Origin of the sequence: Kitasatospora sp. NPDC059673, from assembly GCF_042734215.1 — a bacterium.
Lineage (GTDB): Bacteria > Actinomycetota > Actinomycetes > Streptomycetales > Streptomycetaceae > Kitasatospora.
Window position 1 is genome coordinate 1 of sequence record NZ_JBHWEN010000053.1, and the last position, 12,940, is coordinate 12,940.

Annotated in this window: 9 protein-coding genes; 2 read left to right on the forward strand and 7 right to left on the reverse strand. The window is 75.4% G+C overall.

The window, feature by feature from the left end:
- Positions 1-74: 74 nt before the first annotated feature.
- Both ACFV18_RS32540 and ACFV18_RS32545 read right to left on the reverse strand, forming a co-directional pair.
- Positions 75-1,295: a nucleotide disphospho-sugar-binding domain-containing protein gene (locus ACFV18_RS32540; protein ID WP_380488922.1), complete on the reverse strand. Its 1,221-nt coding sequence runs from the start codon at positions 1,293-1,295 to the stop codon at positions 75-77.
- A gap of 164 nt (positions 1,296-1,459) precedes the next feature.
- Positions 1,460-2,620, reverse strand: coding sequence for a nucleotide disphospho-sugar-binding domain-containing protein (locus ACFV18_RS32545; protein WP_380488923.1), 1,161 nt, complete (start codon positions 2,618-2,620; stop codon positions 1,460-1,462).
- Positions 2,621-2,943: 323 nt separating this feature from the next.
- On the opposite strand from ACFV18_RS32545, the gene ACFV18_RS32550 reads away from it, so the two are divergent.
- Positions 2,944-4,596 (forward strand): MDR family MFS transporter, encoded by a 1,653-nt coding sequence (locus ACFV18_RS32550; RefSeq protein WP_380488924.1) that lies wholly within the window; start codon positions 2,944-2,946, stop codon positions 4,594-4,596.
- Positions 4,597-4,640: 44 nt separating this feature from the next.
- Here the strand turns inward: ACFV18_RS32550 and ACFV18_RS32555 are convergent, their stop codons facing one another.
- On the reverse strand, positions 4,641-5,651 hold the full coding sequence (locus ACFV18_RS32555) for a ketoacyl-ACP synthase III family protein (protein ID WP_380488925.1): 1,011 nt from the start codon (positions 5,649-5,651) through the stop codon (positions 4,641-4,643).
- Between the two features lie 154 nt (positions 5,652-5,805).
- Between ACFV18_RS32555 and ACFV18_RS32560 the strand changes: the two genes are divergently transcribed.
- A complete protein-coding gene (locus ACFV18_RS32560) occupies positions 5,806-6,444 on the forward strand; it encodes a TetR/AcrR family transcriptional regulator C-terminal domain-containing protein (RefSeq protein ID WP_380488926.1) in 639 nt (212 codons plus the stop codon).
- 7 nt (positions 6,445-6,451) lie between these two features.
- On the opposite strand, the gene ACFV18_RS32565 is transcribed toward ACFV18_RS32560, so the two are convergent.
- Genes ACFV18_RS32565 through ACFV18_RS32580 form a run of 4 tightly spaced genes read right to left on the reverse strand, consistent with a single transcriptional unit; the run spans position 6,452 to position 12,813 of the window.
- Entirely contained in the window at positions 6,452-7,186 is a 735-nt protein-coding gene (locus ACFV18_RS32565; RefSeq protein ID WP_380488928.1) for an NAD-dependent epimerase/dehydratase family protein, read from the reverse strand.
- 14 nt (positions 7,187-7,200) lie between these two features.
- On the reverse strand, positions 7,201-8,448 hold the full coding sequence (locus ACFV18_RS32570) for a nucleotide disphospho-sugar-binding domain-containing protein (RefSeq protein ID WP_380488930.1): 1,248 nt from the start codon (positions 8,446-8,448) through the stop codon (positions 7,201-7,203).
- The gene (locus tag ACFV18_RS32575) at positions 8,448-9,704 is read right to left on the reverse strand and encodes a nucleotide disphospho-sugar-binding domain-containing protein (RefSeq protein ID WP_380488931.1); all 1,257 of its coding nucleotides are present in this window, start codon (positions 9,702-9,704) and stop codon (positions 8,448-8,450) included. The genes ACFV18_RS32570 and ACFV18_RS32575 overlap by 1 nt, the downstream gene beginning before the upstream one ends.
- 10 nt (positions 9,705-9,714) lie before the next feature.
- On the reverse strand, positions 9,715-12,813 hold the full coding sequence (locus ACFV18_RS32580; protein WP_380488933.1) for an amino acid adenylation domain-containing protein: 3,099 nt from the start codon (positions 12,811-12,813) through the stop codon (positions 9,715-9,717).
- Positions 12,814-12,940 lie beyond the last annotated feature (127 nt).

Consider the following 12,940-nt stretch of genomic DNA (forward strand, 5'->3'; position numbering starts at 1 on the left):
GCCCCGACCGGTGGTCGGGGCCGCTCCTTTACGCGTTCGGCCCACCTTTACGCGTTCGGCCCACCTTTACGCGTTCAGCCCACCAGTGCGGTCAGCCGCTCCACGGTCTGCGCCGGGCTGGGCTGCGCCTGCGACTCCTCGCGCAGCCGGCCGGCCGCGGCCCGGTGGGCCGGGTCCTCGACCAGCGCGAGCACGTCCTCGTGCACCCGCTGCCCGGCCCGCTCGTCCTCGATCAGCTCGTTGTACGGGACGTGCCGGGCCGCGCCCGCGCGGGTCAGCCGGTCGCCGGTGAGCATCTGCTCCGGGCGCGGCGACAGGATCAGCTGCGGGGTGCCGGCCGCCGTCGCGGTCATCGCGGTGCCGCCGCCGCCCTGGTGCGCCACGGCCGAGCAGGTCGGCAGCAGCAGGTGCAGCGGCAGCATCGACACCGCCCGGATGCCGGTCGGCTGCTCCCCCAGCAGCTCGCGCTGGGCCTCGGTGACGGCGAGCACCACCTCCAGGCCGGCCGCCGCCAGCGAACGGCTGGCGGTGAGCAGCGGCTCGGGCAGCGCGGACTTCGGGTCCAGCTTGCCCGCGGTGACCCCCCAGGTGATGCAGACCCGGGGCGCCTCCGGCTCCTTCCGCAGCCAGTCGGGCAGCCCGCCCGGGCCGTTGTACGACACGATGCGGGTGTTCAACCGGGTGGCCGGGGTGGGCAGTTGCAGGGACGGCGGGCACGGGTCGACGAACACGCCGGCGCCGTCGTCGACCTGCGCGCCGAACTTCTCGAACAGCGCCCGGTAGCCGGGCCACGGCGCACCGCCGGGCGCGGCGTGCTCGACGTCGAGCACCGCCGGGCTGCCCCACTGGTGGCTGACCATCGGCACCCCGAGCAGGTCGGCGACCACCGCGGCCGCGTAGGTGCCGGCGTCCCGGACGATCAGGTCGGGCTTGAAGTACCGGGCGAACTCCAGCAGTTCGGGCACCATCGCCTCGGCGGTCGCCGCCTGGCGGTCGGCCAGCGCCTGGAGCAGGCCGAGCTGCCCCTCGTCCAGCTGGTCGAGGTGCAGCGGCCAGTCGGCCGGCCAGGACCGCTGCGAGTGCCAGACCTTCAGCCGCCCCGGCCCGTTCTTCGCCACCACCTCGGGCACGGGACCGATCGCGACCGGGGTCAGCCCCGCCCCGGTCACATGGGCGGTGCAGTTGGGCGGCACGGCGACCCGCACCTCGTGGCCCGCCGCCTGGAACGCCCAGGCCAGCGGAACCATCGGGAACAGGTGGGACGGGGAGGCCCAGGTGGTGAAGAGGACGCGCACTGTTCTCCTCCATGCGCTCGGTTCGGCATGCGCCGCTGCGGCGGACGCGGCCCCAGCGTCCGGCGGCCCGCTCGACCCGCGATCGAAGCCGGACGGAAGGCCGCCGGGGCCGGGCGTGCCCGTGAGCGCCGCTGTTCGGTCAGTGGGCCAGGGCCACTGTTCGGTCAGCCGGCGAGGGCCGCGAGGGCGGTGACGGCGTCCGCCGGGGTGGGCATGGCGTGGAGTTCGGCGCGCAGGCGGGCGGTGGCGGCGCGGAAGGCGGGCTCGTCGAGGAGGCGGGCGACGGCGCCGGCCACCGCGGCCGGGTCGCGCTGCTGCTCCTCGGCGGGCAGGCTCAGCCCGACGCCGAGCGCGGTGACGCGTTCGGCGTGCTCGGCGGTCCACGGGGTCTGCGGCAGGACGAGTTGTGGCAGGCCGCGGGCGATCGCGGCCAGGCCGGTGCCGCTGCCGCCGTGGTGGACCACGGCGTCGCAGCCGTCCAGGAACAGGTCGAGCGGCGTCGGATCGACGAGCCGCACCGAGGCGGGGAGCGCGCCGAGGCCGGCCCGGTGCTCGGCCGGGACGGTGGCGACGGTCTGCACGCCGGGCAGCGAGCCGAGGCCGCGCAGCGCGGCGGCGATCACGGCGGGCCCTTCCAGCGCGAGGGTGCGCAGCCCGAGCGAGACGCAGATCCGGCGCGTCCCGGCGGGCTTCGGCGCCCAGTCGGGCCGCAGGCCGACGCCGTTGCTGGGCACGAACCGGACGGGGTGGGCGGGTGCCGCGTCCGGGTGCTGGAGGCTGGGCGGGCAGGGGTCGAGCACCAGGTCCGGGCCGGGCAGGCCGGGCAGGCCGTGGTCCTGGCAGATGCCGGCCAGCGCCTGCTGGATCCGGTCGAAGTCGCGGCTGGTGAACGAGTCGACGCCCCACCGGTGGTGGACCACCGGGATGCCGCGCACCCCGCCGACGATCAGCGAGGCGTACTCCAGCGGGTCGGCCAGCACCACGTCGGGCCGCCACCGCTCGGCGATCCGCAGCACGTCCGGCAGCACGTCCTCGACCCGGGCCCGCCAGCGGTCGGCCAGCGACTTCCACGGCGGCTCCCGGCGCGCGCCGCCGTCGCCGCCGGGGTCGGCCTGGCCGAGCATCCGGCGCTGCCGCCGTTCCTCGATCTCCCGCTGTTCGTGGCCGACCACGGCGATCGACAGACCGCCGCCCCGGGCGGCCTCGACCAGGTCCGGCTGCCCGGCGACCAGCACCTCGTGGCCGGCGGCCCGGGCGGCCCAGGCGACCGGCAGCAGCGGGAGCAGGTGGGTGGGTACGGGGCTGGCCATCACCAGGACGCGCACGGCGGTGTCCTCTCGTCGGTTCGTCGGCGTTCGTCGGTGTTCGCCGGTGTTCGTGGGCGGTCGGGCGGCTTCGGCCGAGCGGTTCCGTGACGCGCTCCCCGGTGCCACGGCCGCCCGTGCGGGTGCGGGTCACGGTCGTCGACGGGCACCGGGCGGCGGATCTCCGAGCCTGCGGGCCGCCGCTCAAGTCCGGCTCGGAGCCCGGCGGGAGGCGGCTCGGGAGGGGTTTGCGAGGGCCGCGCGGGGCTTGCGCGGCAAGGGGGCCGGAGCTAACTTGAACACTGACCAATTGGTCACCGTTCAATTTTCCGGGAGAGTTCGCCATGTCCGTCGCACCGACCACCGCACCCGGGCCCGCGGGCCCGCCGGCCACCGGCGCCGGGCCGAGCCGGCGGACGATCTGGGCCCTGGTGGGCGTGATCCTCACCGCGTTCCTGAGCGCCCTCGACCAGACCGTCACCTCGGTCTCGGTGTTCCCGATCGCCCGCGAACTCGACCCGGTCAACGGCGTCAGCCTGATGTCCTGGGTGATCGGGGCGTACATGCTGGGCTCCACCGCGACCCAGCCGCTGTACGGCAAGATCGCCGACCTGTTCGGCGCGAAGCGGGTGTTCGTGATCTCCGCGATCGCCTTCCTGATCGCCTCCGGACTGTGCGGTGTCGCCCAGTCGATGGGGCAGCTGATCGGGTTCCGGGCACTGCAGGGCATCGGCGCCGGCGGCCTGTACAGCGTGTCGCTGATCCTGATGGCCCGTTCGGTCGCACCCAAGGACCGGGCGAAGTTCCAGGGCGTCGCCGGCATCGTGATCGCGCTCGCCACCATCTGCGGCCCGCTCATCGGCGGCTACCTGACCGGCGACCACACGCTGTTCGGCCTGCACACCTCGTGGCGCTGGATCTTCTACGTCAACCTGCCGATCGGCATCGTCGGCATCGCCATGGTGATCACCCTGCTGAAGCTGCCGCACGAGCAGCGCTCGCACCGGATCGACTACCTGGGCGCGCTGCTGGCCTCGGCCGGCACCAGCCTGGTGCTGCTGATGACCACCTGGGGCGGCACCGAGTACGCCTGGTCGGACCCGGTGATCCTGGCCCTCGGCGCGGGCGGTGCGGCCCTGCTGGCGCTGTTCGTGTGGCGGCAGGCGCGGGCGGCCGAGCCGCTGATCCCGCTGGCCCTGTTCCGGGTGCGGACGGTGGCGGTGGCCGGTCCGATGCTGTTCGTGGTGGGCTTCGCCCTGATGGGCGCGATCACCTACGTCGCGCTGTACCTGCAGCTGGTGAACGGCCTCGGCCCGACCGCGACCGGCTCCCGGCTGATGCCGATGATCCTGGGCATCCTGGTCTCCTCGATCGGCTCCGGCATCGTGATCTCGGCCCGCAACGGGCGCTACCGGATCTTCCCGATCATCGGCGCGGCGGTGGCCTCGGTCGGCCTGGGCGTGCTCGGCCTGGTCTCGGCGACCAGTTCGTACTGGCTGCTGGCGGGCGGCCTGCTGCTGCTCGGACTGGGCCTGGGCCTGCTGATGCAGGTGCTGGTGCAGGCGGTGCAGAACTCGGTGCCGAGCGCCGATCTGGGCTCGGCCACCACCTCGGCGATATTCCTGCGCACGCTCGGCCAGTCCTGCGGCGCCGCGGTGTTCGGGGCGGTGCTGGCCAACCGGTTCGACGCGAACGTCGCGGGGAGCTCCGCGCCCGGGCTGCCCGCCGGCCTCAAGCCGGAGGGCCTGGTCCACCTGTCGGGGGCGGCCCGCAGCGCCGGGTTGGACGCCTTCACCGACTCGCTGGACGTGGTGTTCCTGATCGCCGGCGCGGTGATGCTGGTGGCCTTCCTGCTCTCCTTCCTGCTCAAGGAGATGCAGCTGCGCGAGATCGACGACTTCGAGGCGCTGGCCAGCGAGTTGGGCGACGCGACCCTCGCCGGACCGGCCGAGGACGCGACGACGGGCCCGCGCGCCGCCGAGAGCGCCCCGCGATGAGCCCGGCGGCCGGAGCGGCCGGGGCGGTGCCCCGGCCGTGCCGGTCAGTCCCAGTCCGGGACGGACAGGACCTCGACCACCGCGCCGCCGATCGAGATGCCGGGCCCGACGCCCAGCATCAGCACCTTGTCGCCGGGGGCGACCCGGCCGGCCGCGACCATCCGCTCCAGGGTGACGAACTGGTCGCTCGCCCCGAGGTGGCCGAAGCTGCGGCCGAACTCCCAGCCGGAGCGGCTCATCGGCACACCGAGCGGTTCGAGGAGCCGCTTGGCCACGTGCGGGCGGGAGTTGTTCATCGACACCACCCAGGCGATCTCGTCCAGCGCGGTGTCGGCCTCGGCCAGCACCTGGGACAGCACCCGGTCACGGGCCCGGCCGAGCATTTCCTGCCCGTCGGGCACCAGGTTCAGCGCGGCGAAGTCCCGGGCCCGGGGGCCGAATTCGAGCGGCCGGCCGGAGGTTCCGCCGGGCGGGAAGAGCGGTTCGGCGCCGCGGTGCAGCTGCTCCAGCTGCGGCACCAGGGCGGTCGCCAGGGAACGCAGCCGGGCGAAGCCGCCGCGCCGGTCGAGCACCAGGGCGACGCCGCCGTCGCCGAGGTACGAGCCGGGGTGGGCGGTCCAGCGGTTCACCAGCGGGGAGCCGAAGTTCTCCGCGGAGGTGATCAGCGCGCCGACCCGGGACGGGTCGAGGGCGAGCTGGCCGAGCGCCAGTTCCACGGCGTTGAACATGCCGTTGCAGCCCTGCCGGATCTCGATCCCGGGAACGGACGTGCCGAGCGTCTCGCGGGCGATGTACGAGGGCGGCAGCCAGCCGTCCGGACCCTGGTGGAAGACCGAGACGTGCAGCAGTACGGCGATGTCGGCGGGGTCGACGCCGCCGCGGGCGAAGGCCTGCCGGACGGCCCGGACGGCGAGTTCCGGCGGCGACACGTCCCCGGCGACCAGCGCCCCGGTGAGGCCGCCCTCCTCGGAGGACTGCGCATCGGGTACGGGCGGCGGGACGGAGTCGGGAAGACATGTCCCGAGGGCCTTCAAGAAGACGCTGTCGACCTGCACGGTTTCCTCCTGGGAGTTGGGGTGCCGGGCGGTCCCCGGACCGCCCGGATTCTCCGGCGACAGGCTCGAAGTGTTCTGGAATACGGCTTCCCTACGATGGGACCCCTGGCCGCGCCGGCACCCCGGCGCGGCGGAGAGAACGAGGTGACGCCCGATGCCGCTGCAACGGACCGATGTGGTCGATGCCGCGATGAGGCTGCTGGACGACATCGGGCTGGACGCCCTGAGCACGCGCCGGCTGGCGACCGAGCTGGGGGTGCGCCCTGGTGCGCTGTACTGGCACGTCTCCAGCAAGCAGGACCTGCTGGACGCGCTGGCCGAGCGGATCCTCGGCGAGGTGCCCGCGGAGGTGGGCCCGCCGGGCGCGCACTGGGCCGAGCAGACCGGGGCGCTGGCCCGGGCGATGCGGGAGGCGATGCTGGCGCACCGGGACGGCGCCCGCCTGCTGGCCGGCGCGTCCGCGCTGGGGCCGAACCGGCTGGGCTTCGCGGACCGGCTGATGGAGGTGCTCAGCCGCTCGGGCGCCCCGCTGGCGGCGACGGCCGCCGCGGGCGACACCGTGATGAGCTACGTGACCGGCTTCGTGCTGCAGGAGCAGAGCAGCCCGCCGCCCGGAGTGGACGGCGGGGACCCGCGGGCCGTGCCGCCGTCGTTCGACGCCGGCCGGTTCCCGTACCTGGCGGCCTGGCTCGCCCAGTGGTCGCCGGACACCTCCCGGCAGACCTTCGCCGCGGGCCTGGACATCCTGGTCGAGGGCCTGACGGTCTACCTGGGGAAGGCCGCAGCGGCCTGACGGGGAGTCAGGCCGCGGCCAGGAAGGTGTCCAGCACGGGGCGGTAGTACGCGGGGCCGAAGTGCCGGGCGACGTCCGGGACGAGGGCCGTGAGCCGCTCGATGGCGATGGCGTGCTGGGCGCCGGAGTCGCTCCAGGTGCGTTCGACGCGGACGCCGAGGCGGTGCTCCAGGTGGTCGACGATCCGTTCGACGGGGACGGCGAACCCGGAGGCCACATTGACGACTTCGCCGCGCAGGCCCAGGCCGAGCAGGCGGTCGATGACGGTGATCACGTCGGCGACGCTGATCAGGTCGCGGGCCGCGCCGCGGTGGATCTGCACGGCGCCGGAGCGGACCTGTCGCAGCAGCGCGGGCAGCAGCTGGTGCGGGGGCTGGCCGGGGCCGACCAGGTGGCCGAGGCGGAGGATCAGGTGGTCGGCCCCGGAGTCCTGCAACTGCCCTTCCAGGGCGAGTTTGTGACGGCCGTAGGGGGTGCAGGGCTCGACCGGTTCGTCCTCCCGGCCGGGGCCGTTGGCGTTGCCGTACATGCCGGTGGACGCGGTGGAGAAGAACAGCAGCCGGCGTCCGTCGGCGGCGCAGCGGCGGGCGGTGTCGGCCAGCAGGGCGGCTTCGCGGGCGAAGTCAGTGCCGGAGGTGCCGGACGCCCAGGAGACGCCGGCGGCGAGCACCACGGTGTCGGGGTGGGCGTCGGCGATCGGGGCGAGGCTGCGGGCGAGGAACCCGGTTCCCACGATGTGCATGTCTGCGTGTCCCTTCAGCGGGCGGCGACGGCCGCCAGGTCCTGGAGGGTGCGGACCAGCTCGGCCGGGGCGGGCCGGCGGTCGTTCTCCTCGCGCAACCGTGCGGCGGCGGCCCGGTGGGCGGGGTCGCCGAGCAGGGTGGTGGCGGCCGTCCGGATGTGGTCGGCCCGGGCGGTGGCGTTGGGCAGGCCGAGGCCGATGCCCGCGGCGGCGATCCGTTCGGCGTTGCGGTGCTGGTCGAGGCCGTTGGGCAGGGCGAGTTGGGGGGTGCCGGCGGCGAGCGCGGTCATCACGCAGCCGGCGCCGCCGTGGTGCACCACCAGGTCGCAGCGCGGCAGCAGCAGGTGCAGCGGTACGCGTTCCAACAGCCGGACGTTCGGCGGGAGTTCGCCGCGGGCCTCGATCCGTTCGCGGTCGGCGCCGGTGAGTGTGAGCACCACGTCGACGTCCAGCGGGGCGAGGGCCTCGATCACCTTGGGGACGGCGAAGGACACCTCGCCGAACATGTCGGACACCGACGTCCCCCACACCACGCAGACCCGGGGCCGCTCGGGCAGCCCGGCCAGCCAGTCGGGCTCCGCGCCGGGCCCGTTGTACGGCAGGAACCGGACGGGCAGGCGGCGGGCGGCGTCCCGCAGCGGCGGGGCGACGGCGGGCGGGCAGGGGTCGATCGCGTACGCGTAGTGCTGCGGCCCCAGGTCGCCGACGCCGTGGCGCCGGAAGGCGCCGCTGTAGTCGGGCGGCAGCATGATCAGGCCTTCGCCCTCGTCGGCGGGCCCGACCGGGCCCCAGAGCTGGAGCACGGCGGGGACGTCGAGCACCCGGCCGACCAGCGGGCCTTCGATGCTGAGCTGGTCGTGCACCACCAGGTGCGGCTGCCAGTGCCGGGCGTACGCGACGGCGGCGTCGGTGGAGCGGGCGGCGTCGGCGACCAGGGCGGGGTGGTGCTGGGCGAACCAGCCGCCGAGGTCGAAGTCGGCGAGCCGGGCCAGCGGCTGCCCGGTGACGGGGTGCAGCGGGGGTTCGGCGAACCGCCACTGGCCGTCCCGGGCGGAGACGTAGTTCTGCAGCCGGCCCTGGAAGGCCATGTCCCAGCCGTCCAGCACCGGGACGGCGGTCAGCCCGGCGCGGGACAGCGGCTCGGTCTGCGAGGGCGCGCACAGCACCCGCACCTCGTGGCCGGCGCCCTGCAGCGCCCAGCCGAGCGGCACCATCGCCGACCAGTGGCCGGGCCAGTCCGAGACGGTGAACAGCACCCGCATCAGCGGTCACCGCCGAACGTGGCGGGCTGCCGGGCGGCGGCCAACTCCTCCAGGGCGCCGACCAGTTCGGCGGCGCTGGGCCGGGCCTCGCACTCGGCGCGCAGCCGCTGCGCGGCGGCCCGGTGCGCGGGGTCGCCGAGCAGCGCGGCGGCGGCCGCGCGGACGGCCCCGGTCTCCAGTCCGGCGTTGGAAAGGCCGAGCCCGGCGCCGGCGGCGGCGATCCGGTCGGCGTTCAGCCGCTGTTCGACACCGTTGGTCAGGGCGAGCTGCGGGACGCCCGCGGCGAGCGCGGTCATCACGCAGCCGGCGCCGCCGTGGTGCACCACCAGGTCGCAGTGCGGCAGCAGCAGGTGCAGCGGCACCCGCTCCAGCAGGCGGACGTTGGAGGGGAGTTCGCCGAGGCGTTCGCGGTCGGCGCCGGTCAGGGTGAGCACCACCTCGACGTCGAGGGCGGCCAGCGCCTCGATCACCTGCGGCACGGTGAAGGAGACCTCGCCGAACATCTCGGACACCGACGTCCCCCACACCACGCACACCCGGGGCCGGTCGGGCAGCCCGGCCAGCCAGTCGGGCTCCGCGCCGGGCCCGTTGTACGGCACGAACCGCACGGGCAGCCGTTCGGCGCCCGGCAGGGCGGGCGCGAGGCTCGCCGGGTTGGGGTCGATGACGTGGGTGACCTGCCCGAAGCCGGGTTCGCCGACGCCGTACCGTTCGAAGGACTTGCTCATGTCGACGGGCACCAGGGTCAGTCCGGGCTCATTCTCCTCGGTCCCGGCCGGGCCCCACAGGTGGACGGCGGACGGGACGTCCAGCACCCGGCCGAGCAGCAGCCCCTCGATGCTGACCAGGTCGTGGACGTGCACGTCGGGCTGCCAGTGGCGGGCGTACCCGACGGCGGCGTCGGTGGACCGCCGGGCGCGCTCGACCAGGGCGGGCAGGTTCTCGCCGAACCAGCCGCCGAGGTCGAAGTCGGCGAGGTCGGCCAGCGGCTGCCCGGTGACGGGGTGCAGCGGCGGCTCGGGGTAGGGCCACAGGCCCTTCCCGGCGTTCAGGTAGTTCTGCAGCCGGCCCTGGAAGGCCATGTCCCAGCCGTCCAGCAGCGGGACGGCGGTCAGCCCGGCCCGGGACAGCGCGTCCGCCTGGGAGGGCGCGCACAGCACCCGCACCTCGTGGCCGGCGCCCTGCGCCGCCCAGCCCAGCGGCACCATCGCCGACCAGTGGCCGAACCAGTCCGACACCGTGAACAACACCCGCACGACTCGCTCCTCACACCACGGGCGCCGCGCCGGTCGGCACGGGCCCCGTCCCGGCGCGGCCCGCTGCGGGTCGCGCGAATTCCTGTGCCGCTGCCACCAGTTCGCGGCCGATCCGCTCGCCGAGGCCGTCCGGGAGCAGGTCGGCGCGGGTGCGGACCACCACCTCGGCGGCGCCGTCGGGCAGCGGGCGGACCTCGATCACCAGGGCCTGCGCGGCGTGTTCCTCGTCCAGGTCGAGCGGGGTGGCGTACAGGCCGGGCAGGGTGAGCCGCGGCAGCGCGTCGTCCTGGAGGACGAACAGCGGCGCGGCCAGCAGCCGGCCGATGTCCTGGCCGGCCAGGGCGAGCGCCATCACCACGTCGCGGAACGGGAGTTCCTGGTGGGCGAGGGCCCGGCCGACGGCCCGGGCGGGGCCTTCGCCGCCGGGGCGGGCACGCAGGCAGAGCAGGTCGACGCGGGTGGTGACGGTGGCGTCCATCCGCGGGCCGCCGCGCCGGGCGGCGGGCACGCCGACGGTGACGTCCTGCTGCCCGGTCAGGCCGCGCAGCACGCCGACCAGCGCGGTGTACCAGTGCGTGAACGGGGTGCTGCCGGCGTCCCGGGCGGCAGCGTCCAGCCGGGCGCGGTCCTCGGCGGCGAGCCGGATCCGGTCGGTGCGCACCGGGCCGACCGGGGCGCCGGCCGGGCTCGCGCCGGGCAGCTCCAGTGCCTGGATGCCCGCCAGTTCCGCGGCCCAGAAGGAGCGCTGGGCGTCCAGGTCGACCCGGGCGAGGTGCCGGCGGTGCTCCTCGCCCGCCTGGGCGAGGGTGGCGGCGGGGCGGGCGAAGACCGGCTGCTCGCCGCGGGCCCGGGCGGTGTACGCGGTGGAGAGGTCCTCGGCGAGCAGGGCCTGGGACCAGCCGTCGAAGGCGATGTGGTGCACGGCGACGCCGATCAGCCAGGCGCCGGCGGCCGGGATCCGGACGGCGGCGGTCCGCCAGATCCGGCCGGCGCCGACCGACAGCCGGCCCTTCAGGTGGTCCTGGAGCGCCTGGGCAGCGGTGGCTTCGTCGGCGTCGGGGAGCTGCGCGAACTCGGGTTCGCCGATCTGCTCGGGCAGCAGGGCGAGGGAGCGGCCGCGGGACTCGTAGCGGGCGTGCAGGGCCTGGTGGCGGCGGTGCAGGTCGCCGGCGGCGGCGCGCAGCGCGGCCGGGTCGAGGTCGCCGTCGAGCCGCCAGGCGAACGCGGAGATGTCGTCGAGGACCAGGAACACGTCCTGCATGGAGGTGAGTTCGACGGCGCCGGCGGGCAGGCCGGTCCCGGCGGCCGCGGGCGTGTCGGGGTCGGCCCGGTCGAGCCAGGCGGCGAGGGTGCGCACGGTGGGGGTGCGGTACAGCTGGGCGGCGGCCGCGGTGTGGCCGTCGGCGCCGAGGCGGGCGCACAGCCGGGCGGCGTCCAGCGAGTTGCCGCCGAGGTCGAAGAAGGAGGCGCCGAGCGGGACGTGCGGCCGGCGCAGGACGGCGGCGAAGGCGTCGGCGACGGCCCGTTCGGTGGGGCCGTCGGTCTGCTCGGCCTCGTCGGCGGCGGCGGCCGGGGTTTCGGCGGCGAGCGCGTCCAGGGCCTTGCGGTCGAGCTTGGAGTTGGCGGTGAGCGGCATCCGCTCCAGCCGGATCAGCCCGGCGGGCACCATGTAGCCGGGCAGCGCGGCGGCGAGCTCGGCGCGCAGGCCGTCGGGGTCGAGCGGCGGGGTGTCCTGGCTGGTGAAGAACAGGCTCAGCGAAGTGCACGCGCCGTCGGGGCCGAACACCGGGACGACGGCGGTGTCGGCGACGCCGGGGACGGCGGCGGCGTGCGCCTCGATCTCCTCGACCTCGATCCGCAGGCCGCGCATCTTCACCTGCCGGTCGATCCGGCCGCCGTAGCGCAGCAGCCCGTCGGCGCGCAGGCGGCCGCGGTCGCCGGTGCGGTAGACCCGGACGGCGCGGCCCTCGATGTCGACCTCGACGAACTTGCGGGCCGTCAGTTCGGGGTCGAGGTAGCCGCGGGCGAGGCCGTCGCCGGCCAGGCAGATCTCGCCCTCCTCGTCGATCGCGCAGAGCCGGTCGCCGTCCAGCACGTACGCCTCGGTGTGCGGCAGCGCCCGGCCGAGCGGGATGCCGTCCGGGGAGTCGCAGTCGGCGGCGGTGATCTCGTACTCGGTGGCGAACACGGTGCATTCGACCGGGCCGTAGCCGTTGCCGAGCGGGATGCCGGGGTGCCGCTCCAGGAAGCGGCGGGCGTGCGGGGGCGAGACCTTCTCGCCGCCGATCAGCACCTTGCGCATGCCGGTGAAGGCGTCCACGCCCTCGTCGACGATCATGTTGAACAGCGAGGTGGTGATGAAGCCGTGGGTGATGCCCTCGGTGGCGATCAGCGTGCGCAGGGTGTCGGGCAGCAGCAGCGAGTCGGTGAACACCACCTTGCCGCCGCACAGCAGCGCGCCCCAGCAGTCGCAGGTGAAACCGTCCCAGGGGGAGGCGGCGAGCTGCAGGATGGCGGTGCCGGGGCCGAAGTCGGAGAACGCGCAGTCGTCGAACAGCCGGACGGTGCCGCGGTGCGGGGAGAGCACGCCCTTGGGGGCGCCGGTGGTGCCGGAGGTGAAGAAGACGCTGCTGATGTCCTCGCCGCGCACCTCGACCGGGGTGGGGCGGCGGACAGCTGCGGCAGGCGGCACGGCCGGGTCGGCGGGCGGTGCGGCCACCGGGACCGGCCAGTCGCCGGGCAGGTCGGTGACCAGCAGCGGGGCGTCCAGCTGGGCGACCAGGCCGGCGGTGCGGTCGGCGGGCCAGCGCGGGTCGAGGGCGGCGTACGCGGCGCCGCGCTTGAGCACGGCCAGCATGGCGACGACCAGTTCGGGGCCGCGCGGCAGCAGCAGCGGGACGATCCGGCCGGGGCCGACCCCGGCGTCCTCCAGGGCGGCGGCGAAGTCGTCGGAGGCGTCGTCGAGCTGCCGGTAGCCGATCCGCCGTTCGCCGTCCACCAGGGCGGTCGCGTCGGGGGTGCGTTCGGCGCTCCACCGGAACAGTCCGTGCATGGTCTCGCCCCGCCGGTAGGGGCTCGGAACCGGGTCCGGCTGCACCGGGTGCGCCATCTGGTGTCTCCTGTCTGGTCTGCGGGGCTGGTCGGTACGGCTCACAGCCTGCTGTCGGCCGGACGACGGCTGCTCGAATCCCGCTGGGAACCCTGGGCACGACACGCAACGGCCGGCCCGCCGGGGC

Excerpts from the sequence above, each read along its gene's own strand:
- ACFV18_RS32550 (WP_380488924.1), top strand. The coding sequence starts at position 2,944 with ATGTCCGTCGCACCGACCACCGCACCCGGGCCCGCGGGCCCGCCGGCC.
- ACFV18_RS32560 (WP_380488926.1), top strand. The coding sequence starts at position 5,806 with ATGCCGCTGCAACGGACCGATGTGGTCGATGCCGCGATGAGGCTGCTG.
- ACFV18_RS32565 (WP_380488928.1), bottom strand. The coding sequence starts at position 7,186 with ATGCACATCGTGGGAACCGGGTTCCTCGCCCGCAGCCTCGCCCCGATC.
- ACFV18_RS32570 (WP_380488930.1), bottom strand. The coding sequence starts at position 8,448 with ATGCGGGTGCTGTTCACCGTCTCGGACTGGCCCGGCCACTGGTCGGCG.
- ACFV18_RS32580 (WP_380488933.1), bottom strand. The coding sequence starts at position 12,813 with ATGGCGCACCCGGTGCAGCCGGACCCGGTTCCGAGCCCCTACCGGCGG.